The following is a 2061-nucleotide window of genomic DNA, read 5'->3' as shown; positions in this document are numbered from 1 at the left end:
CAGAACGCCTAAGAGATCGGCTCCAGGGTCTGTGGGTGGTGCTGCCGGCTTTTCAGGCATTGCGGAGTTCCTCCAGGGTCCAGGCCAGAACGAGTATGTCCGGACCTGACAGGGTCTTCAGGCAGTAAATGAAGGCGTCCAGGTCCAGCGCCTCGGCGTGGCCTCCGTTGGCCCAGAAGCCGAGTGAGAGATCCAGCAGGGTGAAGGTTCCGTTGTCCAGGTCGTTCCTGGCCGCCCGGCGCAGAACGTTGACGTCCATTGATTTCCTCCCGTACCGGGTGTCCTTTCAGGTAACCGCGGGCACAGACGGTGGCGGCAGTCGGCTCAGCCAACCGGTCGTACCCTGGCTTCGCGATGTTTGTGGTCGAGTTTTTCCTCTGAAAGCCGGCGGCGCTGGCCCACCGTGCGTATCTGGTGCGGGGACGGTTTGCCGGGATGATCTCCAGGCGGGGTCGGCACGTGTTCCTCCACGCTGCCAGGAGCAGAAGCGCCGTAACGGCGCTGTACGTTCTCGCTCATGTCTGCGTGGTCCCATCGTGACGCGCCCGATACTGGGGCAGTTCTTCCTAAGGGCTGCAGAGGAGGGGAGTCTCTGGGCCAGTACGACCTCCGCGAAGATGCTGAGCTTGCGAAGTGGTGGTTCTTTAGCGAATTCGGCGTTGGCGATGGACCAGTAGAGTCCCCCCGGACGGTTCCTGCACGGCGGGCCGGCGGGGCGTCTCCCACCGGTCCGGTGCGCGGGTCGGTCACTCCCGGACTTCCACCGTTCCCTTCATGCCCATGTAGTCATGGAGGGCACAGATGTAGGCAAACTCGCCGGCCCTGGTGAAGGTCACGGTGAAACTGCTGTGCGGCGGCAGAATGCCGGAGTTCAGGTCCCCTCCGCTGTAGTCGGCCGGGTTGCCGGCCGGGGCGAAGACGTTGGCCGGCTCCTTACCGAAAGTGACGGTGTGCGGGGCGCCCATGCCGTTATTGACGAATGTCACCGACTCTCCCACCCGGACTTCGATCTTCTGGTGGACGAAGCGCATCACCATGGATGTTCCGTTGTCCGTACCGGCGATGACGGTGTGCTGGCCGGCCTGGTCCCGGGCGGCATCCCACTGCTGGTAGCCGTCCCGCAGGATGGCCCGTTCCTGCTTCTCTGCCTTGTGGTCATATTGCGACTGCCTGTACGGGTAGTCCGTGCCCGCAGCCCGGACATGGACTGTTCCTTTCATGGCCATCCCGTGGACCAGGCAGTAGTAGGTGAAGTCGCCCTCATGGGGGAAGCCCAGGGTGTACTTCTTTACCTGCTTGAATCCGGAGTCCGAGACGTTCGTCATGACGCCGGAGTTGTAATACGAGTGCCCGTCGTAGTCCTTCCCGCCCGTCTGGGTGGTGTTTTCCGGTCGCGAGGGGTCGAAAGGCTGGGTGGACTCCAGGGACTGGCCCTCGGCCAGGAAGGTCACGGTATGGATCTCAGCGGAGTTGGCCCGCCAGGTGACCTTGTCGCCCGCGTTCACGTAAATGTTTTCAGGGAGGAAGGCCATGCTCTGAATGGCTTGGTCCGGGGATTCGGATCCGACCTGGACGGTCCAGGTCCTGGCGGACTTTCCGCTGTCTGCGGTGGCCGCGCCGCTGACGGCGACGGGCAGAACCAGGGCAGCGGCGAATGCGATGAGTAGGCGCAGCAGGTGTGGTGCGGAATGGATTTGTGCTTGGCGAGTCATTTGACTCATTCCTTCTGAGCTGGGTAAACAGTCGGGGAACCGGCTAGTCAAGTGCGCCGCCGTCGCCGCTGGCGACGGGGGTTCGCTCCGGCCTGGACAACGTCGGCCGCTCTCTTCTCCCGCCACCAGACCCCAGCAGCAAGGCGGGACAGTAGTTGTAGGGCCAGACGCGCCACCCGGACAAGGGGTCAGGCGCTCTGCGCGTGCAGCCGAGGCCGCAGTTCTCATCGTGCTCCTGCGGCGGCGCGATTGTCGAGGTGTTTTCCCATTTGGGCGGTACTCAGCCCCTCATCAGGCGACCGGGCCGGGCGCTTAGCAACGGCGCAACACAGAGACTACGGTGCCCCTC

At 63.8% G+C, this 2061-nt stretch carries 2 protein-coding genes; both read right to left on the bottom strand.

The window, feature by feature from the left end; all coding sequences use genetic code 11:
- Positions 1 to 52 precede the first annotated feature (52 nt).
- Entirely contained in the window at positions 53 to 259 is a 207-nt protein-coding gene (locus QCD75_RS21740; RefSeq protein WP_301231611.1) for a hypothetical protein, read from the bottom strand.
- A 487-nt stretch (positions 260 to 746) separates the two neighbouring features.
- Complete coding sequence (locus QCD75_RS21735) at positions 747 to 1712, bottom strand: plastocyanin/azurin family copper-binding protein (protein WP_301231610.1); 966 nt, start codon at positions 1710 to 1712, stop codon at positions 747 to 749.
- Positions 1713 to 2061: the final 349 nt, after the last annotated feature.

It is taken from the genome of Arthrobacter sp. PsM3, from assembly GCF_030433895.1.
Taxonomy (GTDB): Bacteria; Actinomycetota; Actinomycetes; order Actinomycetales; family Micrococcaceae; genus Arthrobacter.
This window is presented reverse-complemented; position numbering and strand designations above follow the sequence as displayed.

Excerpts from the sequence above, each read along its gene's own strand:
- QCD75_RS21740 (WP_301231611.1), bottom strand. The coding sequence starts at position 259 with ATGGACGTCAACGTTCTGCGCCGGGCGGCCAGGAACGACCTGGACAAC.
- QCD75_RS21735 (WP_301231610.1), bottom strand. The coding sequence starts at position 1,712 with ATGACTCGCCAAGCACAAATCCATTCCGCACCACACCTGCTGCGCCTA.